The following is a 22,196-nucleotide window of genomic DNA, read 5'->3' as shown; positions in this document are numbered from 1 at the left end:
CCCCACGGTACAGAGGGCCGCGGCGGATTCCACCGGTCTCAGGGATGATTCAGGGTCGAATCAGGGTAATCCCCACTGAGAATTGCCGGGTCGGCACGTCCCCGACGGCCGGACATCAGCTCTCCGGCCAGGGTGAGTAGTACCGAAGCGCGCCACGCTTCACCGAAAATTCGGCGGCGCTGATCCCGGGCATGGCTTCGCCGTCCACGGCCAGCACCATGGGCGATCCGGCGCGTTCCACCCGGATCCGGCTGGTTTCGCTGAGATGCGTGATTCCGGAGGTGGCGATCGTGCCGGTCAGTACTGACCAGAGCAGCCGCAGCCGGGCAAACGGTTCGTCGGCGGTGATCATCCGCAGGTCCAGGACACCGTCGTCCAGCACCGGGCGCACCAGGGGGCGTGGTCGCGGGGGTAGTAGCGGCCCCGGCCCACATACAAGATCCAGAGCTTGTGCCGGACCCCGTCCACGATCAGCGTGGTCGGGGTCCCGGCGGCGAAGGTCCGGAACATGGCCACGACCCCGGCCAGCGGCTTGCCCAGCGCAGGCTGGAGCCGTTCCCGGCGTCGTACCAGGTTCGGGTAGAGGCCGATGCTGGCCGTGTTGAGCATGGTCAGCTCCAGTGTTTCGGGACTGTCCGGCCGGCCGCGTTCCACTGCCACGTGACCGACGTCGGCCAGGGCGGCCTGGCCCCGGGAGGCCGCTGCGGCGGCCGCCGTCAAGGTGGGCGTCCCGGCGTCGCGGGCGAAGTGATTGAGGGTCCCGCCGGGCAGCATAAGCAGCGGGAGTGAGTGTTCGACGGCGGCGGCGGCGGCGGTGCCGACGGTCCCGTCGCCGCCCCAGACGCCCAGGGCCACAATGCCGGGGCGGTCCGCGACGGCGGCGATCCCGGCGGCGACGTCCTCGTCGTGCCCGATTTCTTTTATATACGCCTTAGGGAATACTTTTTGGAGGGCGGCCGCGGTCTCGGCGGCGTAGGAGCCGCCGAGGGTGTTTACCGCGATGCCCAACCCTTCCCCGTCGGGAAGTTCCGGGGCACGTGCGCGGGTGCAGCTGCTTGCCGGGAACGGCGGCCGGACGGGCCACCACTTCCGCGTCACCAAGGCTGCGCCGGCCCCGATGGCGGAGCCGAACACTACATCGGAGGGCCAGTGGGCGCCGGTGTGGACCCGGGAATAGGCGACGCCCGCCGCCACGGGAGCCAGCGCTGCACCCAGCCAGGGGCGGACTATTCCGACCCCCAGCGCGAAGGCCACCGCCGAGGCGGAATGGCCGGAGGGCATGGACGAACTCGTGGGCTGCGGATGGACGAAGCGGAAAACGGGCAGATGCTCGGGACGGGGACGCGCCCGGGGCAGGAGGGTCTTGAACCCCAGGTTGGTGACCCCGGAGGCCACCCCTTGGGCAAGGAGGCCATGCAGGGCCGCGCGCCGGGTCTTGCCCGGCGCGAGTGCCAGCACACCGGCGATCCCCAGCCACAGCCTGCCGTTGTTGGCCGCCGCCGACAGCCGGCGGAAGAAGTCGTCGTGCCTCCCCGCGGGGAGTGCCGACACCGCCCGCACCAGTTTCCGGTCCAGCCGTGACAGGCGGCCCGGCGCCTTTCTCAGCATGCTTCGCATCCGATCACCTTACTCCGGGACCGCAGCGGCGGGTGCCGGTGCCGCGGTGCTGTTGGGCCTCAGCCGGCGCGCAGGGGTTTCGCGGCGCCGGCGAGCAGCAGTGCACCCAGAATCGGAACCCCGATAACCAGCAGCGCCGGCCTGATTCCGGTCACGTCGCCGAGGTAGCCGATCAGCGGCGGCCCGGCGAGGAACGCGACGTACCCGATCGTGGACACGACGGACACGCGGGCGGCAGCGCGCCTGGGATCATCCGCGGCGGCGGACATGCCCACCGGGAATGCGAGGGCAGCCCCCAGACCCCAGAGGGCGGCACCGGCGGTGGCCAGCCAGATGTTCCCCGCCAGCACGAAGAGCCCCAGCCCGGCAGCGGCCGCGGCCATGCTGGCACGAAGCACCGCCACCCGGCCGTAGGCGTCGATGGCCCGGCCGCCGAAGAAGCGCATGGCAGTCATCGCCAGGACGAACGCCGCGAACAGCAGGGCACCGGCTGACTGGGAGGCCCCGAGGCCGTCGACGGCGGCCTTCGCAATCCAGTCATTCCCGGCGCCCTCCGTGAGCGTGGCGCCGAGGACAACGGCGCCGATCAGCAGGGTGCGTCCGTCAGTCCACGCCGCCCCGCCCCTGGTCTCTTTCCCGTCCCCGGCCAGCGGGGCGGCCGCCGGGAGGTGTGGCAGGAAATACCGCGGGGCCAGCATGGTCAGCACGGCCACGACGGCGGCGATGACGAGCAGATGCGCAGGAAGCCCGACGCCGAGGTTCGACAGGCCCGCCCCGATCAGGGCGCCCAGGAAGGCGCCGCCGCTGAATGCTGCGTGGAACTGCGGCATGATGGTGCGCCCGAGCCGGTGCTCGACGTCGGCACCTTCAATGTTCTGCGAGACGTCCCACAAACCGATGCCGATGCCGAAGACAAACAGCGCGATTGCGGTGCCCGGCACGGATCCCGCCAGCAGCGCCAACGCCACCGCGACGCCGGCGGCGGCGGCCAGGAGGCCTGCCGCGCGCACGGTGTTGGCCGTCCCGATCCGGCCGACCACGAGCCCGGCGGTGGGCAGCGCAATAAGGGAGCCGAGGGCCAAGCAGAGCAGCAGGGTCCCCAGCTGCCCGGACGTGACGTGCAGCAGGTCGGCGACCGCCGGAATGCGTGCCGCCCAGCTGGCGAACACGAGGCCGTTGATGCCGAAAACAAGGAATGTGGCCGCGGCCGCGGCGTTGAGCTGTGCCGTGCGGGCCGCCGGGGGGAGCGCTGTCATGCCCCCACTCTATCCACGGCAAAGAGCAACGCGGGGTCACTTAGCGCCCATAAACCCCGTGGGAATGGGCGCTAAGTGACCCCGCGTTGCTCTCGGTTTACCGGGCGCGCTCGACGCGCTTCTCGTCCCAGACGGGTTCCTCGGACTCGTAGACCTTGCCGTCGGAGCCGAAGACCAGGAACCGGTCGAAGGTGCGCGCGAACCAGCGGTCGTGGGTCACGGCCAGGACGGTGCCCTCGAAGTGGTCGATGGCGCGTTCCAGCGCCTCGGCCGAGTGCAGGTCCAGGTTGTCGGTGGGCTCGTCCAGGAGCAGCAGGGTGGCGCCGGAGAGCTGGAGGAGGAGGATCTGGAAGCGTGCCTGCTGCCCGCCGGAGAGCGACTCGTATTTCTGTTCCGACTGCCCGGCCAGGCCGTAGCCGTCCAGGGCGCCGGCCGCGGCCTCGCGGCCCAGGCCGGAGCGGTGTTCGTCGCCCCGGTGCAGGATCTCGAGCAGGGTCTTGTCCAGCAGGTCGGGCCGGGCATGCGTCTGGGCGAAGAACCCGGGACGGATGCGGGCGCCGAGTTTCACGGTGCCCTCATGCGGGACCTCGGCGATGTCGACGTCGGACACCGGCAGGTGCTCGCGCTCCGGATCGGTGCCGCCGGTGGCGAGGAGCCGCAGGAAGTGGCTCTTGCCGGAGCCGTTGGACCCCAGGACGCCGATCCTGTCCCCGAACCAGACCTCGGTGGAGAACGGCTTCATCAGCCCGGTCAGTTCCAGCCGCTCGGCCACGATGGCCCGTTTGGCGGTGCGGCCGCCCTTGAGCCGCATCTTCACGTTCTGCTCGATCGGCAGGGCCTCCGGCGGACCCGCCTCCAGGAACTTCGCCAGCCGGGTCTGCGCGGCGTGGTACCGGTTGGCCATGTCGGAGCGGAACGCCGCCTTGTTCTTGTACATGTTGACGAGTTCCTTGAGCTTCACGTGCTCCTCGTCCCAGCGCTTGCGCAGCTCCTCGAAGCGGGCGTTCCGGTCCGCGCGGGCCTCCACATAGGAGCCGAAGCCGCCGCCGTGGACCCACGCCCCGGCGCCGTTGATGCCGGGTTCCAGCGTGACGATCCGGCCCGCGGCGTTGTCGAGCAGCTCGCGGTCGTGGCTGATGAAGAACACGGTCTTCTTCGACTGGTTGAGTTTGGCCTCCAGCCAGCGCTTGCCCGGGACGTCAAGGTAGTTGTCCGGCTCGTCCAGGAGCAACAGCTCGTCCGGGCCGGCGAAAAGCGCCTCGAGCACCAGGCGCTTCTGCTCGCCGCCGGAGAGGCTCGACGCCGGGCGGTGCTGGGCGCGGTCGAAGGGCAGGCCCAGCGCGGCCATGCAGACCTCGTCCCAGACGGTCTCGACGTCGTAACCACCGGCATCCCCCCAGTCGACGATCGCCTGGGCGTACTGCATCTGGGTGGGTTCGTCGTCGAACTCCATCATAGCCAGTTCGGCCTCGTCGACGGCCCGGGCGGCGGCGGCCAGCGCGGGCGGGGCGGCGGAGACCAGGAGGTCGCGGACGGTCGAATCGTCCCGGACCTGGCCGACGAACTGCCGCATGATGCCCATGCTGCCGGAGCGCCCGATCACGCCTTCGTCCGGGACGAGATCCCCGGAGATGATCCGGAACAGCGTCGTCTTGCCGGTTCCGTTGGGACCGATCAGCGCCGTCTTGGTGCCGTCCGGGACCTTGAAGGTCACGCCGTTGAGGAGCTGGGTGCCGTCGGAGAGGAAATAATCAATGCCGGAAACGTCAATATGGGCCACCCAGCAATCTTCCCACGTTGCACGTGCCACCCCGGCCGTGGGAGGGCCGCTGGTGCCGGGCTCAGGACTGGCTCCTCAGCAGGAGCTCCGGACGGCGGGCGGCCCAGGGCCGCACAGCTTCCACGGCGGCGCCAACGGTGAAGACCGTGGCGTCGTCGAAGGGGTGGCCCACAATCTGGACCCCGGTGGGGATGCCGCAGTCGGCCATCCCGCTCGGCACGGCCAGCACCGGGCAGCGGTTGGCGATATTGAACGGCGCCGTCATGTGGCCCTGCCAGTAATGTTCCAAATGCACGTCACCGGCTTCGATGCCGTCAAGATACATGCCGTCAGCGTCGAGCGCGGCAACGGCGGAGGCCGGGCAGATCAAGGCATCGAAGCCGGCCATCGCAGCGGCCAGCTCCGCCTGGAGGCGCGTCTCCGCCCTGATGCCGTCGACGAAGCGGTTTTCCTCTGCGGCCTTGCGTGCGTCCGCCATGAAGCGTCGGGTGTAGGCGGCGAGGAGCCCCGTTGAGTTGGCAGTGTCTTCCTCCATGGCCGGGCCCAGAAGGTAACCGAAGTGCGTGAACATCGTCCGGCTGATGTCCTCGGTGGTCCATGGCAGTTCGATTTCCTCCACCACAGCTCCGGCGGCGCGCAGGGCGGAGGCCACGGCGCGGGTGTTGGCCTCCACGTCCGGGGCCACGGGGTAGTTCCCCAGCCGGATGCACAGCGCCATCCGCATGCCGGCCACGGCAGCGGCGGCATCGGCGGCCGGAGGACAGGACAGCGCCGGGCTGCCGGCGAGGGAAGTGTGGTCCCCGGGATGCCGCCCGGCCATGACGTTGGCCAGCAGCGCCGTGTCGGCGACGGTCCGCGCCATCGGGCCGTCGCCGCGGTAGTGGTCCGCGGAGAGCGGAGCCAGGCCCGGAATCCGCCCGTAGGGTGCCTTGTAGCCGACCGTCCCCGTGAACGACGCCGGCAGCCGGGTTGAGCCGGCGATGTCGGAGGCGGTGGCGAGCGGCGCGAACCCGGCGGCCAGCGCAGCCGCCGAGCCGCCCGAGGAACCACCGGGCGAATACTCCGGGTTCCAGGGGTTGCGGGTGACACCCCACAGCGGGCTGTGGGTGACCGTGGCACAGCTGTATTCCGGCGTGGTGGTGCGCGTGTGGATGATTCCGCCCGCACGCCGGATCCGGTCGATGACGGGATGGTCCGCCTGCGCCAGCTCGCCCTTGCGGGCCACCAGTCCCTGCGAGAGGGTGCGTCCCTTGAGTCCGTGCTTTTCCTTGGCGGCGACCGGCAGCCCCAGCAGCGGCGTCAGGTCCCGGCCGCGCGCGTATTGGGCGGTTGCCTGCCGTGCGGCGGGCAGCGCTTCCTCGAAGAGGGTTTCGGTCAGGGCGTTGATCTGGCCATTGACGGCTTCCGCCCTCGTAATCACAGCTTCCAGGTGCTCCACGGGGGAGAGCTCCCTGGTACGGAAGAGCTGCAATGCCGTGGCGGCGTCCAGGTAATGCAGTTCGGTCATGCCAGGGCTACCGCCGCCAGCGCCGAGGACCCGGCGAGGGCGCCGGCGGTGAGCTCACGGGCCACGCCGGTGAGCATGTCCACCCCGGCAACCATGTCGGCGTCGGTGGTGAATTCCCGTTCGCAGTGCGAGACGCCGTCCACGCTGGGGATGAACAGCATCACGGACGGTGCCACCGTGTTGATGGCGACCGAATCGTGTCCGGCCATGGTCCGGATCCGCCGCGAGGAGAGCCCCAAGTCGGCCGCCACCTTGTCCGCGAGTTCCAGGCCGGCCTCAGGGAAGCGGCGTATGGGGCGGACATCGAAGTCCTTCACGTTGACCTTGATGTTATGCTCGCGCGCCAGTACATCGATGTCCTCGATGAGCTTGGCGCGTGCGGCCTTGACGATGTCCGGGTCGCCCGAGCGGAGGTCAGCCACGAGGCGGACCCTGCGCGCCACCACGATGGGCGAGTTCGGCTCCAGGGTCAGCTGCCCCACCGAGGAGACGAGGGCCTCCTCGGCGAAGTCCTTCGTGACATCGTGCACCATGAGGATGATTTTGGACGCTGCCACCAGGGCATCGTGCCGGTCGGCCATGGCCGTCGCCCCGGTATGCGACTGTTCGCCCAGCACCTCGATGTCCAGCTTCTGGGTGTACCAGCTGCTGTCCACCAGGCCGATCGAGATCCCTTCGCGCTCCAGGATCCGGCCCTGCTCGATGTGGATCTCCGCGTAGCCGGCAACCTCGGGCCCCTCGGACGTGCCGAGGTACCCGATGCCCTCCAGGGCCTCGCGGACGGTGACCCCCTGCAGGTCAGCGACATCCAGCATCTGTTCCCGCGGCAGCAGCCCCGCGAAGACCGAACTTCCCATGATGCTCGGGGCGAAGCGGCCGCCCTCCTCGTTGAACCAGTTCACCACCGCCAGATTGAACCGTGGTGCGGCGCCGCCCTCCTCGACGTCGGCGCCTACCCGCCGGGCCGCGTGCAGCGCGGCGACGACGCCGTACGCTCCGTCGAACCGGCCGCCGAGTGGCTGGCTGTCCAGATGCGAACCGATCAGCACATACGGTGCCCCGGGCGTCCACTCCAGCAGCCCGAACATGTTGCCGATTCCGTCCACCCGGAGTTCCCACCCGGCGTCGCGCACCCAGGCGGCGAACCAGTCGCGTGTCCGCGCATCCTCCGCCGTGGCCGCCTGGCGGTCCACGCCCTGGTTGGGGGTGGCCCCGATGGTGGCCACCTGGTGGAAGTCTTGAAGGAAAGCTGCTGAGTTCATGGGAAGTCCTTTGTACGTTGCGGTGACGAGGATGAGGCAGCGGGCTTAGCCCATGCGACCGCGGGTCTCGGGCACCTTGGTGAAGAGAACCAGGAGGAGCACGACGGCGGCAGCGGCGGCCATGTAGAAGCCGGGTGCGTGGGGCACCCCGGTGCCCCCGACGAGGGCGGTGCCGATGAACGGTGCTGTGCCGCCGAAGAGCGCATAGGCGCCGTTGTAGCTGATCGCGGCCGAGGTGAAGCGCGTCCGCGTCGTGAAGATTTCGACGAAGAATGTGTAGCAGCCGCCGCCGTAGATGCACAGTGCCACCACGAAGACTGCCTGTCCCAGGAGAGCGAGGGGAAGGCTGCCGCTTGTCACAAGCATGAAGCTCGGCACCGAAAGCAACGCCAAGGCGGCGGAGCCGGCAATGAGCATCGGCTTGCGGCCGAAGCGGTCTCCGAGCCGCCCGCCGATGGGAAGCAGGATGGCGTAGAGGGCGAGTGCCGCGGCATTGGCCATGAGCGACTGCTCGCGGCTCAGGTGGCCGGTGGTCTGCACGTAGGAGACGAAATAGGCGGAAAGGAAGTAGAAGCCCATCGCCGTAAGTCCCATGACGAAGATGACCTGGAGCATCCGGAGCTTGTTCTCTCGGAAGGCCTCGCGCACCGGGCTGAATTCCTTTGTCTGGGCTGCCTTGGCCTCGTTGAACGCCTCGCTTTCAACCGTGCGGCTGCGGATCCATGCGCCGAAGAGTGCCAGCGGGAGTGCCAGCAGGAACGGCAGGCGCCAGCCCCACGCCATGAACGCCTCATTGGGCATCGACTGGCTCAGGATCAGGATCATCGTCCCGGCAACAACCGAAGGCAGGGCTGTGGCAGCGATGGTGATGTTGAGCCAGAATCCGCGACTGTTGACCGGGGCATGCTCGAACACGAACGAGGGGGCGCCCACGGACTCGCCCCCCGCGGAGAACCCCTGGATGAGGCGGCAAAGGACCAGCAGCATAGGCGCCCAGGCGCCGATCTGACCGTACGTCGGCAGCAGCCCCATCAGAGCTGTGGCCCCGCCGATGGCGATGAGGGTGATCGTCAGGACGCGGCGGCGGCCAATGCGGTCACCGAGAGCTCCGAAGAACAGGCCTCCGATGGGGCGGACCACGAAGGCGACGCCGAAGGTGGCGAAGGTGGCGAGCATGGCGGTGACAGGATTGCTGCCCGGGAAGAACAGCTGCGAGAAGATGACGGCGGTGAGTCCGTAAAGGGTGAAGTCGTAGAACTCGATGAACTGGCCGATGCTGCCGCCGGCCAGGACCCGCTTCTGCATCTTGGTGATGCGGGGGGTTCCGGACCGGGAAGAGTCGCGGTCCAAGGAGGTAGTTGTCAGGGAAGACTCGGGGACAGGTGGCTGGTCCTTGGTGTCGTTGATCGTCATGCCAGCCACGCTAGAGCCGCCGTGTTTCCGATTTCCTCTGGCTGGTTACGGCCGTGGGAAATGAAATCTGCTGATGTTGCCGCCGTGTTGCCGGCATCCCCCTTTCCGGACATGCTGTGGACACGTTGGGCGTCAATCGGAACCATTGAATCTCCTTTGATCAACATGGTTGTCGCGCGTCGGGAATCGGTCAGGGCCGTCCTTGCGGGGGATTTGCCGCTGGAGGCTCCCCGGCATTACCGCACTGCACTAACTGTCTGTGATCGGCTTCACATCTGTCTAATTGATTGTTTTGGACGAGCCGATGGATTTTATCAATGCCAAATCTCCGGGGTTCCCGCCAGCCGCGCGCGGCTAGCGTCCTGCGGCTCCGTAGAGACGCATGCAGGTCTCCTCAAAGGCAAGGGCCCTGCGGGTAGGCTGCACACCCTCGGGCCGGACCAGCATCACCTCGATCGGCGGAAAGTCGTCCGTCAGGCTTAAAGCCACCACCCTGCCCCCGGAATAGGTCAGGTCACTGTGGATTCTCTGGTTGAGCATTGCGTAGCCATGGCCCTTCGCCACAAAGGAGCGGACCGTTTCATAGCCAGCGAAGCGGTGCCGGACCTTGGGCACCACCCCCGCGATGGCATATAGCTGCTCGTAGTATTCCCGGCTGTGCGGGAGATCCAGCACAACCGAGGGTTCGCCGTCGAGATCCTTCAGCGCGATGCTCCGCTCCGGGCGGGACGCCGCAGGATGTCCGGCATGGACCAGGACATGCGGCGGCACCCGCTCCAGCACCTTGTGGGTGAACCCCCGGCCCAGGCCAAGACCGTACGTCAGCGCCACGTCGCAATGGCCCTCCAGCAGGGCTGTCTGCAGGCTCGCCAGATCGGCTTCGAGGATGGAGACCTCAACACCGGGATGCTGGGCTTCGAAGGTCTGAAGGATCGCGGGAAGCCTGAAAGGCGCCAGCGGGGAAAATACCCCCACCTTGAGTTCGCCCACCAGGCTCGTCGCAAGCCCCCGGGCCGACTCGTACAGGGAGTCGGCGTGCTCCAGCAAGACTTTGATGTCCTGGGCCAGCTGCCGGCCCGACGGCGTCAGCCGCAGGCCGCGCGTCCTGAGCCGCACGAACAACTGCGTGGACAGGCTGGCCTCAAGCTGGGCCATGGCGGTGGACAACGTGGACTGCGTCACCAGCAGCCTTTCGGCCGCCGCCGTCATATTCTCGAGCTCTGCCACCACCGCGAAGTACCGCAGCTGGGTCAGGGTGAAGGGCTTCGTCATTCGTCAACGCTCGCATTCTGCGCGGTTCCACGCTGTCACAGGGCTCGGAGCCGATATAGAAGGAGGGCGACGTGCAACGAGGTGCGTGATTCCGCATCGTCGAGGTCCACGGCAAGGAGGTCCTCGAGACGGTCGAGCCGCGCGTAGAGCGTCGGCCGGCTGAGGTAGCTGTTGCGGGCCAGGGCTGCTTTGTTGCCGCCGGATTCAAGAAACTGTCCAAGCAGCTCCAGGTGCCCTCCTGCGCCTCGGGCTTCGGCTTGCAGCACGCCCGCCAGTTCGGACTCGACGAACTGTTGGACCCGTGGGTCCTTGCGCAGCAGGGCCAGCAGCCCCCGCAGGCGGACGTCCGTTGCCCGGTAGAACGGCTTGCGATCACCCGGCAACGTGGCAGCCGTTTCGGCGACGTGGGAGGCCTCGTCGATGCCCGCCGCTGCCTCGAGCAGGGTGCCCCGCAGGCGGCCGACGCCGATGCTCCAGGCCACGTCCGCCTGCCCGCGGGCCCGGCTTCCATCCACGGACTGACCGGATTGTCGGGTGTCCGCCGCGAGGGCATCGGCCAGGCGCTGCAGGGTCGGATCTTCGAGTTGCTTTGCCGGGATGGCCAGGACCATCCCGACCGAGCCGGACCGGATGCTCGCCGTCAGGGCGGTGCCCGAAAGGGATTTGAGGGCCCGGGCGAGCTGCTCGAGCAGCGCACGCTCCTCCTGCTGCCCTGCCAGCGGGTCACTGGCCGGGTCCGCGGCCTCCGGCGAGGCACCGGACGACGCCCTGCAGCTCCGGAACACTATCGGCACATAGTAGGGGGAGCGTCGCAGGCCCAGCGCGGCGGCCCGGGCCTGCGCTTCTCCCTCGCTCAGCCCGCGGGGCTGGCGCAGGGCATTGAGGAGCCCGGCCTGCGCCTGGTGGCCCAGCTCGCGCCGGTCCCGTTCAGCCAGCCGGTTGATGGCCAGCGTCTGGGCAGCGCGTTCCAGCACCATGGCCGCCGCGGCGTCGTCCTCCAGCGGCATCGGAACCACCAGCCGCCCCCACAGTTGCCGGCGCACTCCGACCGGCGTCTGCAGCCAGGCCTCGGGACCGGTCCGGGACGTCGCCGCCGGGGACGGCGTGGTCCGCGACCGCCGCTCCCAGTCGTCCAGCAACTCGGTAGTGGTGAGTTGCCGGGCCGAGTAGGCGAGGACAAGATGCGAAAGGTCCTCCAGGACCACCGGAGCGCCGATCATGGCGGCGGCCCGCTCCACGACTTCCTGGGTCCCGGCGCTTTCCAGGCTCAGCACCGTGAAGGCTTCGTGGACGTCGCGGGCTCGTTCCACCCGTTGCAACTGCTCGGCCACGATCATCCGGTGCACGATTTCCGTGATCTCCACGAAGCGCACCCGCCGTTCCACCACAATCACGGGCAGGTCAGTGCCCAACGCAGCCGTGCGCAGGGCGTCCAAACTGCGCTTCCGGTTTCCGATGACTTCCACGATCAGGCCCGCGGCTGCCGCGTCCTCCAAGGACCGGATGAACGACGCCGTGAGGCCGGGTTCCTTTTCCAGTTCCAGGCCCGTCGTGAGCACAAGCTCTCCGCCGGACAGCAGCCCGGAAATGTCGAGCACTTCGCTCACGTGGACCCAGCGTACGGGGGTATCAAGGCAGCCGGAGGCACCCAGAAGCCGCGGACTGGCGTCCTGCAGCACGGGGAGCTCAAGGATGGAGCGGAGGGTTGGCAACATTTACAAAGTGTAAAGCATGATGCCATTTCCTTTACACACCGCAGCTTACGGCGGGCCGCCGCGGCAGACACACTGGACGCAACGCACACCTCGTCCGCATTTAGGAGAACCCTTATGAACACCATCGAGCACTGGATCAACGGCAGCTACGTCCCCTCCGGAGTGCGCACCGCCCCCGTGACGAACCCGGCCACGGGCAAGGTCACGGGCCAGGTTTCCCTGGCGACCGGGGAAGAAGGTCATGCCGCCGTTGCAGCGGCCAAGGCCGCGTTCCCTGCCTGGCGGGACACCTCCCTCGCCCGCCGCACACAGATCCTCTTCGCCTTCCGGGAGCTGCTTAACTCGCGCAAGGGCGAACTCGCCGCCATCATCACCGCCGAACACGGCAAGGTCCTTGACGATGCGCTCGGTGAAGTGACCCGCGGCCAGGAAGTCGTGGAATTCGCCTGCGGCATCCCGCACCTGATCAAGGGCAGCTACACGGAGAATGCGTCCACCAATGTGGACGTCCACTCGATCCGCCAGGCCCTCGGCCCGGTAGCCGTCATCAGTCCGTTCAACTTTCCCGCCATGGTCCCGATGTGGTTCTTCCCGCTCGCCATCGCCGCCGGCAACACCGTGATCATCAAGCCGAGCGAAAAGGTCCCCACGGCCGCCAACTGGATGGCCGAACTGTGGAAGGAAGCCGGGCTGCCGGACGGCGTCTTCAACGTCCTGCACGGCGACAAGGTGGCTGTTGACACGCTCCTCACCCACCCGGACATCAAGGCCGTCTCCTTCGTCGGCTCCACCCCGATCGCCAAGTACGTGTACCAGACGGCCACTGCCAACGGGAAGCGTGTCCAGGCCCTGGGCGGCGCCAAGAACCACATGATCGTCCTGCCCGACGCCGACCTCGACCTCGCGGCCGACGCCGCCATCAACGCCGGCTTCGGCTCCGCCGGTGAACGCTGCATGGCCATCTCGGCGCTGCTCGCGGTGGGCGGGATCGCCGATGAACTGGTGGCCAAGATCGCCCAGCGTGCACGTTCGCTGCGCACCGGCGACGGCCTGCGCGGCTGCGACATGGGACCGCTGGTCACGGCGGTCCACCGCGACAAGGTGGCAGGGTACGTTGATGCCGGAGAAGCATCCGGTGCCACACTGGTGGTCGACGGGCGGAGCATCGCCCCCGACGCAGAAGGCGACGGCTTCTTCGTCGGCCCCACACTCTTCGACAACGTCACCCCGGACATGTCCATCTACACCGACGAGATCTTCGGACCGGTCCTGTCCGTGCTCCGCGTGGACAGCTACGAGCAGGCCCTCGAGCTGATCAACACGAACCCCTACGGCAACGGCACCGCGATCTTCACGAACGACGGCGGAGCGGCCCGCCGCTTCGAGAACGAGGTGGAAGTCGGCATGGTGGGCATCAATGTTCCGGTCCCGGTCCCGATGGCCTACTACTCCTTCGGCGGCTGGAAGAACTCGCTGTTCGGCGACACCCACGCCCACGGCACCGAAGGCGTCGGTTTCTTCACCCGCGGCAAGGCGGTCACCTCGCGCTGGCTGGACCCCAGCCACGGCGGCATAAACCTCGGCTTCCCGCAGAACGCCTGACCGATCCGGCAACCGAAAGGCCATTGACATGACTTCCACGATTGACAGCGGCACCGTTCAGCAGGACCTCGGCCTGGACGCCGCCAAGCGCGCCTACGAACTGGACCGCAAGCACGTCTTCCATTCCTGGTCAGCCCAGGACCTTATTGACCCGATGGTCATCACCGCCGCCGCAGGCTCCCACGTCTGGGACGGAGAGGGCAAGAAGTACCTGGACTTCTCCTCCCAGCTGGTCAACACCAACATCGGCCACCAGCACCCCGCCGTCGTCGCCGCCATCGCGGCCCAGGCCGCGAAGCTGTGCACCATCGCCCCGAGCTACGTCAATGACGCCCGCTCCGAAGCCGCCCGGCTGATCGCCGAACGCACCCCCGGGGAACTGGACCGGATCTTCTTCACCAACGGCGGCGCCGACGCCAACGAGCACGCGGTCCGCATGGCCCGGCTGCATACGGGCCGCCACAAGGTCCTCTCCGCCTACCGCTCCTACCACGGCGGCACCCAGTTGGCCATCAACCTCACCGGAGATCCGCGCCGCTGGGCCAGCGACACGGCCAGCACCGGAACCGTGCATTTCTTCCCGCCTTATCTGTACCGCACCGCGTTCCACTCCAGCACCGAGGAGGAGGAAAGCCAGCGGGCCCTGGAACATCTGGAACAATTGATCGCCTTCGAGGGCCCGTCCACCATCGCCGCGCTGATCCTCGAATCAATTCCGGGCACCGCCGGCATCTACATGCCTCCGCCCGGCTACCTCCAGGGCGTCCGGGAACTGTGCACCCGGCACGGCATTGTTTTTATCGCCGACGAGGTCATGGCCGGCTTCGGCCGCACCGGCAAGTGGTTCGCCGTCGAGCACTTTGACGTCGTCCCGGACCTGCTGACCTTCGCCAAAGGCGTGAATTCCGGCTACGTCCCGCTCGGCGGGGTGGCCATCAGCCCGGAGATCGCGGCCACATTCGGCCGGCACGCCTACCCCGGCGGCCTGACGTACTCCGGCCATCCCCTCGCGACAGCTGCCGCTGTGGCCACCATTAACGCCATGGAGGATGAGCAGATGGTCCATCACGCAGCATCCCTTGGAGAGACGGTGATCGGCCCGGCGCTCCGCGGATTCGCGGAACGGCACCGCTCCGTCGGCGAAGTCCGTGGAGCGGGAGTTTTCTGGGCGATCGAACTGGTCAAAAACCGTGGGACCCGCGAGCCCCTTGCCGCGTACGGAGGCTCGAGCCCGGAAATGAACGAACTCGTGGCGGCCTGCAAGTCCCGCGGTCTGCTGCCGTTCGCGAACTTCAACCGCATCCATGTGGTGCCGCCCTGCAACACGAGCGTGGAAGACACAAAGGCCGGCCTTGCCATTCTCGACAGCGTCCTGGACATCGGGGACGGCTACACGGCCTGAGACGCCCCGCCGCCCTTCGCGTGACAATGACGGACGCTCCCTCACATCGGGGGAAGGAGCGTCCGTCATTCTCGTAGGCATCCGCGCCTTCAGCGCCTCAGCCGGCGGCGGTGAGGAACTCCTTGAGCAGCGGCCCGGACACGGTGGCGCCGAGCCCGCCCTCCTCGACGAACACCGCGACGGCGAGGTCGCCGTGGACGGCCACGATCCAGGCGTGGGTTTTGGGCGGGTTGTCCTTGCCGAATTCCGCCGTGCCGGTTTTGGCACCCACGGGCGCCCCCGGGACGGAGGCGAGGAAGCCGGCGTGCCCGGAGGTCACCACGGCGCGCATCATGTCGGCCAACGCGGCGGCTTCCGCCGCGGTCACCGGCGTGCCGGCGGTCTTCGCCGGGGCGGGGGCGGACGACGCCGTCGCGTCGCCCTGCGGCGCGGAGGCTGCCGTCGTCGGAGCTGCTGAAGGGGTGCCGGGCGTGGGGCCGGCGCTCGGGTTCAGCACGAGCTGGGCCGAGACGGGGGCTCCCTTCGCGACCGAACCGGCCATGACGGCGGCCGACAGCGGTGACAACAGCACCTTGCCCTGGCCGATCATGGAGGCGGCGTGCTCGGTGCCCTCGGCCGCGCCGGGGACGGAGCCCAGGAACGCCGCGGCCCCCAGTGCCGGCGCTTCGACAGCGACGCCCAGCGAGGTGGCGGCGCTCTCCAGCTGGGCCTGGCTGACCTTGTCCCGGGCGTTGATGAAGGCCGTGTTGCAGGAATGGGCGAAGGCGTCGCGCAGGGTCACGGAGCCCAGCGAGGAGGCGGGGTAGCCTTCGGCGTTCTTGAAGGTCCGGCCGTCCACCGTCAGGGTGGCCGGGCAATCGACCTTCGAGTCCGGCGTCATCCCGTTGCGGAACATGGCCAGCGAATCGACCATCTTGAAGATGGAGCCGGGGGCGTACTGGCCCAGCATGGCGGTGTCGTAGCCGTTGCTGCCGGGCCCTGAGGCAGCCGCGAGGACGGCACCGCTTGAGGGGCGCAGTGCCACGATGGCCGACGCCGGGCCGACCTTGGCCAGCACATCCTCGGCCAGCTGCTGGAGTTTCGGATCGAGGGTGGTTTTCAGCGGGGTCCCGGCCTTGATCTCAACCCGGAACAAGACCCGGCGGGGGTCGGGGGAGGCAGCCTTGATTTCCTCGGCCGTGAGGCCGGCCTTCTGCGCCCGGACCACGATGCCGTCGGTGCCGCGCAGCTGGGCGTCGTATTGCTGCTGGAGGCCGCCGGTGCCCGTGGTGTCGCCGGCTTTGAGGACCCCGCCGGACTTTTCGATCTGTTCCGCACTGGCCTCGGCGGCTGTGCCCAGCAGCGCCCGCGCGAACGTGCGGGTGGGAGCGAGCGGCAGCATGTCCTTGATGGCCCGGCCGCCCGGAATCGCCGAAATCTGTCCGTCCGTGATGGTCCGGGTGCCGTCGTCGCGCAGGGTGATGGCCGCAACGAACGCCTCGGGGCCGGCCGCTGTGACCTGTGTGGCGTACGCGGCGGGGTCCACCCCCACCAACTGGGCGAGCTTCGTGGCGGAGTCCGCGGCGTCGGCCCCGCCGAGCTGGGGTTTGTCGATCCCGACGTTGACCACCGGGCGGTATGTGACCAGCGGGACGTCGCCGGCGCCCAGGATGGCTGCCCGTTGTGGAGTCTCGTTAGAGCTGCTGAGCACTTCGCCGTCCGCCAGCCCGGGCACCAGGATGGCGGGGTTCCACACGGTCAGCCATTTGTCGCCGGACTTCTTCAGCTGGGCCGAAACCGTGTATTTCCACTGTTCCGTGCCGATGTTCCAGCTGTAGTCCAGCGGGACGGTGGCCGTTCCGGAGTCCAGCTTCAGCTCCCCTGCCTGCACCGACGGCTTCGCCGGCGCCAGGGCCTTGAACACCTCTTTGAGCTGGTCGTTGGCTGCGCCGGAGTCCTTGCCCTCGAAGGCGACGGCGCCGACGTCGAGCGCCGAAACCGCGGAGGCGAGCTGCTTGACGGCATCCTGGGCGCCGGCCCGGCCGTCGTCGCACGCCACCAGGGAGGCGCCAAGAATGAGACCGATCAGGACAAGTGAAAGTTTCGATGAGTTCCCCACCGCGCCATTATGCCCCGAGTCGCGGACAATTTACGTGTCACATGGTGCATGCCAGCACTTAGGGCGACCGCGCGCCAGGGTTCGGCGCGGGTTGCCGGGCAGTAACAGGCCGGCAACCGGCGGCCCGAAGACCTAAATCCCGAGGTCCGGAACCGGAAGTTTGAATATGTCCTTGAGGGCATATGTTGCGGCGTGGAAGCCGGGCATGCCGGTCACCCCCGGGCCGGGGGGCGTCGAGGACGAGCACAGGTACACGCCCGGCAGCGGGGTCCGCCACGGCACAGGGCTCAGGACGGGCCGGCGCAGCAGGCCCCGGAGGTCCATCAGGCCGGCGCCGTAGTCGCCGCCCACGTAGTTTTCGTTGTAGTCCGCGAGCCCGGCCGCCGTCGTCACCTGGTACCGGACCACGAGATCCCGGAATCCCGGGGCGAACCGCTCCAGTTGCGCCATGACGGCTTCCGCCATATCCACGCCGGAGCCGGCCGGAACATGGCAGTAGCTCCAGAGGATGTGCCGGCCGTCCGGGGCGCGTCCGGCGTCGAACCGTGAGGGCTGGGAGAGCAGGACGTACGGCCGCTCCGGATGCCGCCCCGCGGCCACGAGGTTTTCCGCCTCGGCCATCTCGTCCCGGGTGCCGCCCACGTGGACGGTTCCGGCGTCGGCCAGTCCGGGCGCGGCCCACGGCACCGGCCCGGAGAGAATGAAATCGACCTTGCAGGCGGCATTGCCGAACCGGAACGCTTCAAGTGCCCGCCGGTAGCGCGCCGGGAACCTGCCGTGCGCCAGCCGCAGCAGCGCGGGCGGGGCCACATCCAGCAGGGTGGCCCGGACGGGGGGCAATTCCGCCAGCGAGCCGATCCGCACACCCGTTTCGACGACGCCGCCGTGTGCTTCAAGGTCCGCGACCAGGGCACGGGAGATCGCCGCGGATCCGCCCTGCGGGATCGGCCAGCCGCCTGCGTGCGCGAGCGTGCCCAGCATGAGGCCCGCTCCGGCGGCCGCGAGCCCCGGCAGCGCCGCGGTGGCATGCGCCGCTGCCCCGGTCAGCAGGGCCGGTGCCAGGTCCTCCCGGAACCTCGCGTTCCACAGCCTCGTGCCTTGTTCGAGCGTCCTGAGGCCGAACACCGCGGCCGCTGCGGGGTCCCGGGGCACCCGCAGCAGCTGGTTCAGGGTCAGCCCGGTGATGCCTTCCACGTGCCGCACCAGCGGGGCCATCAGCCGGCGGTACGCGCCGCCGTCGCGCCCCAACCCTGCGGCCGTCCGATCGAGCGAGCGGTGGGCGAGGGCCGCCCGGCCGCCGTCCAGGGGGGAGCCGTAGGAGACGTCGGGGACCGTCAGGCGGATCCGCCGGGACAGTTCGAACTCCCGGAAGAAGGGCGAGGCGATGGCCATCGGATGCACCGCGGAGCAGACGTCGTGGAGGTGCCCGGGCTCCATCAGCTCGGTGGTCCGCAGGCCGCCGCCGGGCGTCGGGGCCGCCTCGTAGACGTGCACCTTAAGCCCGGCCCGGGCCATCGTCACGGCCGCGGCCAGTCCGTTGGGTCCGGAGCCGACGACGGCGACGTCAGGCATCGGCCGGGGCCTTCCGCCAGGGCAGCAGCGAGGCGGAGGGCCGGACCGGATCCAGCCGCAGCCGGTCCGCAGCGCGGTCGAACGGACCGCCGTGGGGATCATCCATGCCGTGGCGGCGGATGACGTCGTACCCCGGCTCCCAGGCGTCCCACGCCACCCGCACCATCAGGTAGGCGATGGCGAGCATGTGGAAGACCACGGCCAGGACGTAATAGGGCATGTCTATATTGTGCTGGGAGGAGCCGCCGCTGGTCACCTGTCCGAGGTACATCCAGACGGCGGCCCAGTGCAGGCCCTCAATGGCCTGCCAGATGAGGAAGTCCCGCCATTTGGGCCGCGCGAGGGCAAGCAGCGGGATCAGCCACAGGACGAACTGGGGCGAATACACCTTGTTGGTGAGGATGAACGCGGCGACGATCAGGAAGGCCAGCTGCGCGAGCCGGGGCCGCCGCGGAGCCGTGAGGGCCAGCACCGCGATCAGGACGCAGGCCAGGAGGAACAGATTCAGGGCCAGGGCGTTGATGGTGTCGGCCGGCAGCGGTGTCCAGCCGGTGCGCCCGGCCACCAGGTTGTACGCGAACCAGGGTGAGCTGTAGCCGGCCGGCCGTTCCTCCGTGAACTGGTAGAAGTATTTCCAGCCGTCCGGGTTGAGCGCGGCGACCGGGAGGTTGACGGCGAGCCAGGCCGCGACGGCGGCGCCGGCGGTCACCAGGATGGCCCGGAGCCGGCCGGTGCGCAGCGCCAGCAACAGGATGGCGCCCAGGATCAGCAGCGGGTACAGCTTGGTCGCCGTTCCCAGGCCGATGCAGATGCCTGCCAGGACCAGTTTGTTCCTGGCGAAGAAGTACATGCCGACCGCCAGGAGCCCGACGGCCCACATGTCCCAGTTGATGGTTCCGGCCAGGACAATGCCGGGGGCGAGGGCCACCATGGCGGCGTCCCAGGGCTGGCGGCGGGTCATCCGGGCCGTGGCCAGCACGGTGACGATCCAGACGGCAGCGATCAGGGTGGCGTTGACGTCAAAGTAGGCCAGGACGCGGGGGGCGCCGGCGCCGCCGCCGGGCACCAGCAGTGCGGTGGCGCCGGCGATGAAACCCATCAGCACGGGGTATTCGAAGGAGCTTCCCTCCGTGATGAAGGGGAAGGCGCCGCCGCCAAGCCCCCGGTTCCGGAAGAGCTCCGGGAAGTCCGAGTAGCACGTGGCGTAGAACTGGCCGGGGGTTTCCCAGCCGTTGCTGCGGCAGTAGTTCTTGATAAGGATTCCCGCCAGTGCCGCCAGGACGGTGAGCAGGATGAGGACCCGTTCCACGGTGAAGAAGCCGGGCGAGACGATGCCGGGTGCCGAACGGCTGCCCATCGGACCGCCGATGAGTTCGGTGAAATTCCCCAGCAGCAGATCGCTGCGGCTCGGGATGACCAGTCGGGCCCGTTTGCGCTGCTCCGCCGGCGTTGTCTCCTGCATGACCTCGAGCTTACCGGTGAGACCGGGGCTGCCCGCGGTGGACACCGCGTCCGGACTAAACCGGATTCACAGCCCCCAGCGGACCACGGCCGGCGTTTTCTTGTCCCAGCCCAGGGTGCAGACTTTCGCGGTGCCCAGGACGAAATGGCGGCCCTCGCGGGGATCCAGTCCCAGCCACCTGGCGGTCAGGATCCGGGAGAAATGGCCGTGCGCCACAATGAGGATGTTGTCCAGGCCGGATTCGAGCACCCGGGCCACAATCTTGTCCGCCCGCGCGGCCACGTCATCGAGGGACTCGCCGTTCGGTACACCGTACGTCCAGATCAGGTAGTCGGGATTGTCCTTGCGGATGAGGTCCGAGCTGATGCCCTCGTAGTCGCCGTAGTCCCATTCCACCGCGAGCGGTTCCAGCTGCGCGTCGGGATAGCCGGCCAGCTCCGCCGTCCGCCGCGCCCGGCGCAGGGGAGAGGTCAGCACGAGGTCAAAGTCGACGGTTTCCAGTACCTTGCGCGCCTCCACGGCCTGCTGCTCGCCCTCCACGGTGAGGGGAAGATCGGTCAGCCCGGTGTACTGCCCGCTCTTGGACCATTCGGTTTCGCCATGCCGCAGGATCCACAGTTGTGGACGGGGGCTGTTGGACGGTGTGATCACTTAGGGCTCCTCGATGGTGGAAGGTTCGACGGCGGCGGCCACGGCGGCGGGCCCCTCTGGCGTGCCGGCGGCCGGAGAGTCCGCCGGCGACGCGGCCTCGGGCTGCGCCGCCCACCACTCGCGCAGCCTGGCCTCGGCCACGGCGGGATCGAGCGGGCCGTGCTCCATCCGTTCCTCGAGCAGGAACTTGTAGGCGCGGCCCACGACGGGGCTCGGCCTGAGCCCGAGCAGTGCCATGATCTGCCCGCCGTCCAGATCGGGACGGACGGCCTCGAGGGATTCCTGTTCCCTCAGTGCAGCGATCCGTGACTCAAGATCGTCATAGGCGAAGGAGAGCCGCTCGGCCTTGCGCTGGTTGCGCGTGGTCACGTCGGAGCGGGTGAGCCGGTGCAGCCGTTCCAGGAGGGGCCCGGCGTCGGTGACGTAGCGGCGGACGGCGGAATCACTCCAGCCTGCCTCGCCGTAGCCGTAGAACCGCATGTGCAGCTCCACGAGCCGGGCCACGGCCTTAATGGTGTCGTTGTCGAAGCGGAGGGCCTTCATCCGCTTCGCGCTCAGCTTGGAGCCCACCATGTCGTGGTGCCGGAAGCTCACCGCGCCGCCCGGTTCGAAGCGGCGCGTGGCCGGCTTGCCGACGTCGTGCATCAGGGCGGCGAACCGCAGCACAAAGTCGGGGCCGGGAACCGGCCCGTCCGCCCCCGTTTCCAGGGCGGCCGCCTGCTCCAGGACCTGGAGCGAGTGCTGGTAGACATCCTTGTGGCGGTGGTGCTCGTCGGACTCGAGGCGCAGGGCGGACACTTCGGGCAGCACAAACTCGGCGAGCCCGGTATCCACCAGCAGGTCCACGCCCGGCCGGGGACGGGCCGAGCAGATGAGCTTGACGAGTTCATCGCGCACGCGTTCCGCGGAAATAATGGTGATCCGCTCGGCCATCCGGATCATGGCCTCGCGGACGTCCGCGCGGACGCTCACGCCCAGCTGGGCCGCGAAGCGGGCGGCGCGCATCATGCGCAGCGGGTCATCGGAGAAGGAAATTTCCGGTGCTCCCGGCGTGGCGAGGACGGCGGCATGCAGATCGCGGACGCCGCCGAACGGATCCACGAGTTCCAGCGTCGGCAGGCGCAGGGCCATGGCGTTGATCGTGAAATCCCGCCGCAGCAGGTCATCCGTCAGTGAATGTCCGAACGCCACCACGGGTTTGCGGGACTCCGGATCGTAGGCGTCGGCCCGGTAGGTGGTGATCTCGATCTGGAATCCGGCCTTGCGCATCCCGATGGTGCCGAAGGCGCGGCCGATCTCCCAGTAGTTGTCCGCCCACTTCTTGATCAGCGCGACCGTCTGGTCCGGAGTGGCATCGGTGGTGAAGTCCAGGTCGAGGGCCGCGCGGCCCAGGAAGAGGTCGCGGACGGGCCCGCCCACGAGGGACAGTTCATGGCCGGCGTCGACGAACCGCTGCCCAAGCTCCAGAACCACCGGGTCCACCTGGAAGTCAACGGTGTGGGAGTCAATCTTGTGATGTGCGTGCGCCATAGTCTCTTAAGCTTGTCAGAAAACCGCGCCAGCACCACACCGGAACCTTGGGGAATC

Annotated in this window: 14 protein-coding genes and 1 pseudogene; 2 read left to right on the top strand and 13 right to left on the bottom strand. The window is 68.6% G+C overall.

Annotated features, from left to right (window positions below; genetic code table 11):
• Positions 1 to 115 precede the first annotated feature (115 nt).
• The 8 genes and pseudogenes from ACQCSZ_RS21050 to ACQCSZ_RS21015 form a co-directional block, all read right to left on the bottom strand.
• Positions 116 to 1,617, bottom strand: a pseudogene (locus ACQCSZ_RS21050) (bifunctional phosphatase PAP2/diacylglycerol kinase family protein).
• A gap of 59 nt (positions 1,618 to 1,676) precedes the next feature.
• Positions 1,677 to 2,873, bottom strand: coding sequence for an MFS transporter (locus tag ACQCSZ_RS21045; RefSeq protein WP_427005573.1), 1,197 nt, complete (start codon positions 2,871 to 2,873; stop codon positions 1,677 to 1,679).
• 97 nt (positions 2,874 to 2,970) lie between these two features.
• Positions 2,971 to 4,653, bottom strand: a complete 1,683-nt coding sequence (locus ACQCSZ_RS21040; protein WP_427005572.1) for an ABC-F family ATP-binding cassette domain-containing protein — start codon at positions 4,651 to 4,653, stop codon at positions 2,971 to 2,973.
• A gap of 61 nt (positions 4,654 to 4,714) precedes the next feature.
• Entirely contained in the window at positions 4,715 to 6,160 is a 1,446-nt protein-coding gene (locus ACQCSZ_RS21035; RefSeq protein WP_427005571.1) for an amidase, read from the bottom strand.
• The gene (locus tag ACQCSZ_RS21030; RefSeq protein WP_427005570.1) at positions 6,157 to 7,422 is read right to left on the bottom strand and encodes a M20 family metallo-hydrolase; all 1,266 of its coding nucleotides are present in this window, start codon (positions 7,420 to 7,422) and stop codon (positions 6,157 to 6,159) included. Before ACQCSZ_RS21030 ends, ACQCSZ_RS21035 begins: the two co-directional genes overlap by 4 nt.
• A gap of 45 nt (positions 7,423 to 7,467) precedes the next feature.
• Positions 7,468 to 8,835 carry an MFS transporter gene (locus ACQCSZ_RS21025; RefSeq protein WP_427005569.1) on the bottom strand — a complete coding sequence of 456 codons (1,368 nt, stop codon included), beginning with the start codon at positions 8,833 to 8,835 and terminating at the stop codon, positions 7,468 to 7,470.
• A 354-nt stretch (positions 8,836 to 9,189) separates the two neighbouring features.
• The gene (locus tag ACQCSZ_RS21020; protein ID WP_427005568.1) at positions 9,190 to 10,107 is read right to left on the bottom strand and encodes a LysR substrate-binding domain-containing protein; all 918 of its coding nucleotides are present in this window, start codon (positions 10,105 to 10,107) and stop codon (positions 9,190 to 9,192) included.
• Between the two features lie 35 nt (positions 10,108 to 10,142).
• On the bottom strand, positions 10,143 to 11,822 hold the full coding sequence (locus ACQCSZ_RS21015) for a PucR family transcriptional regulator (RefSeq protein ID WP_427005567.1): 1,680 nt from the start codon (positions 11,820 to 11,822) through the stop codon (positions 10,143 to 10,145).
• 114 nt (positions 11,823 to 11,936) lie between these two features.
• On the opposite strand from ACQCSZ_RS21015, the gene ACQCSZ_RS21010 reads away from it, so the two are divergent.
• The gene (locus ACQCSZ_RS21010) at positions 11,937 to 13,424 is read left to right on the top strand and encodes a CoA-acylating methylmalonate-semialdehyde dehydrogenase (protein ID WP_427005566.1); all 1,488 of its coding nucleotides are present in this window, start codon (positions 11,937 to 11,939) and stop codon (positions 13,422 to 13,424) included.
• A 28-nt stretch (positions 13,425 to 13,452) separates the two neighbouring features.
• Entirely contained in the window at positions 13,453 to 14,826 is a 1,374-nt protein-coding gene (locus tag ACQCSZ_RS21005; protein ID WP_427005565.1) for an aspartate aminotransferase family protein, read from the top strand.
• Positions 14,827 to 14,923: 97 nt separating this feature from the next.
• Here ACQCSZ_RS21005 and ACQCSZ_RS21000 read toward each other — a convergent pair whose 3' ends face one another.
• From ACQCSZ_RS21000 to ACQCSZ_RS20980, 5 genes are all read right to left on the bottom strand, one after another.
• The gene (locus ACQCSZ_RS21000) at positions 14,924 to 16,924 is read right to left on the bottom strand and encodes a penicillin-binding transpeptidase domain-containing protein (protein WP_427005564.1); all 2,001 of its coding nucleotides are present in this window, start codon (positions 16,922 to 16,924) and stop codon (positions 14,924 to 14,926) included.
• A gap of 132 nt (positions 16,925 to 17,056) precedes the next feature.
• A complete protein-coding gene (locus ACQCSZ_RS20995) occupies positions 17,057 to 18,496 on the bottom strand; it encodes a phytoene desaturase family protein (RefSeq protein ID WP_427005563.1) in 1,440 nt (479 codons plus the stop codon).
• Positions 18,489 to 19,958, bottom strand: a complete 1,470-nt coding sequence (locus ACQCSZ_RS20990) for a glycosyltransferase family 87 protein (RefSeq protein ID WP_427005562.1) — start codon at positions 19,956 to 19,958, stop codon at positions 18,489 to 18,491. Before ACQCSZ_RS20990 ends, ACQCSZ_RS20995 begins: the two co-directional genes overlap by 8 nt.
• Positions 19,959 to 20,024: 66 nt before the next feature.
• A complete protein-coding gene (locus ACQCSZ_RS20985; RefSeq protein ID WP_211877247.1) occupies positions 20,025 to 20,609 on the bottom strand; it encodes a histidine phosphatase family protein in 585 nt (194 codons plus the stop codon).
• Complete coding sequence (locus ACQCSZ_RS20980; protein WP_427005561.1) at positions 20,610 to 22,139, bottom strand: CCA tRNA nucleotidyltransferase; 1,530 nt, start codon at positions 22,137 to 22,139, stop codon at positions 20,610 to 20,612.
• Between the last annotated feature and the right edge of the window lie 57 nt (positions 22,140 to 22,196).

The organism is Pseudarthrobacter sp. H2 (genome assembly GCF_050157045.1).
Classification (GTDB): domain Bacteria; phylum Actinomycetota; class Actinomycetes; order Actinomycetales; family Micrococcaceae; genus Arthrobacter.
This window is presented reverse-complemented; position numbering and strand designations above follow the sequence as displayed.

What these genes read in the sequence shown, in the direction of transcription:
- ACQCSZ_RS21045 (WP_427005573.1), bottom strand. Translation starts at nt 2,873, where the DNA reads ATGACAGCGCTCCCCCCGGCGGCCCGCACGGCACAGCTCAACGCCGCG.
- ACQCSZ_RS21035 (WP_427005571.1), bottom strand. Translation starts at nt 6,160, where the DNA reads ATGACCGAACTGCATTACCTGGACGCCGCCACGGCATTGCAGCTCTTC.
- ACQCSZ_RS21030 (WP_427005570.1), bottom strand. Translation starts at nt 7,422, where the DNA reads ATGAACTCAGCAGCTTTCCTTCAAGACTTCCACCAGGTGGCCACCATC.
- ACQCSZ_RS21025 (WP_427005569.1), bottom strand. Translation starts at nt 8,835, where the DNA reads ATGACGATCAACGACACCAAGGACCAGCCACCTGTCCCCGAGTCTTCC.
- ACQCSZ_RS21020 (WP_427005568.1), bottom strand. Translation starts at nt 10,107, where the DNA reads ATGACGAAGCCCTTCACCCTGACCCAGCTGCGGTACTTCGCGGTGGTG.
- ACQCSZ_RS21015 (WP_427005567.1), bottom strand. Translation starts at nt 11,822, where the DNA reads ATGTTGCCAACCCTCCGCTCCATCCTTGAGCTCCCCGTGCTGCAGGAC.
- ACQCSZ_RS21010 (WP_427005566.1), top strand. Translation starts at nt 11,937, where the DNA reads ATGAACACCATCGAGCACTGGATCAACGGCAGCTACGTCCCCTCCGGA.
- ACQCSZ_RS21005 (WP_427005565.1), top strand. Translation starts at nt 13,453, where the DNA reads ATGACTTCCACGATTGACAGCGGCACCGTTCAGCAGGACCTCGGCCTG.
- ACQCSZ_RS20995 (WP_427005563.1), bottom strand. Translation starts at nt 18,496, where the DNA reads ATGCCTGACGTCGCCGTCGTCGGCTCCGGACCCAACGGACTGGCCGCG.
- ACQCSZ_RS20990 (WP_427005562.1), bottom strand. Translation starts at nt 19,958, where the DNA reads ATGCAGGAGACAACGCCGGCGGAGCAGCGCAAACGGGCCCGACTGGTC.
- ACQCSZ_RS20980 (WP_427005561.1), bottom strand. Translation starts at nt 22,139, where the DNA reads ATGGCGCACGCACATCACAAGATTGACTCCCACACCGTTGACTTCCAG.